The sequence below is a fragment of the Streptomyces sp. MK7 genome (assembly GCF_032658145.1).
In the GTDB taxonomy this organism is placed as follows: Bacteria; Actinomycetota; Actinomycetes; order Streptomycetales; family Streptomycetaceae; genus Streptomyces; species Streptomyces spiralis.
Window position 1 is genome coordinate 1 of sequence record NZ_JAVACL010000178.1, and the last position, 344, is coordinate 344.

General features: G+C 60.8%; 1 protein-coding gene. It reads right to left on the reverse strand.

Features of this window, described 5'->3' with window-relative positions; all coding sequences use genetic code 11:
- Nucleotides 1-344 (reverse strand): cupin domain-containing protein (locus R2S09_RS40380; protein ID WP_316746287.1); only part of this gene is annotated, 344 nt, incomplete at both ends.

A 344-nucleotide genomic window follows, 5' to 3' on the forward strand; every position in this document is an offset into this window, starting at 1 on the left:
GGTGGGGTCGTCGACTTTGAGTTTGTCTCCGGTGTTGGAGATGAAGACGACCAGGAGTTTGGCGGGTTTGGTGGTGCTGGTGTTCTCGGTGAGGACGTGGTGGGTGCCTGGTTGTTCGACCCAGTTCTGGCCCTGGTGGTAGGTGGTCACGGGCTTGTCGTCGAGCTTGCTGCGCAGGGTGCCTTGGAGGACGTAGGCGTAGACGAATGCCTTGCCGTGCCGGTGTGGATGTGCGCTTGCGTTGGGCGGGAAGTCGACGACTGCTGAGGTGAACGTTTTGCCTTTCACGTTCGGGAGGGCTTGCTGGAGGAGGAGTTCGAGGGTTTCGGAGGGGTGTGTGGATG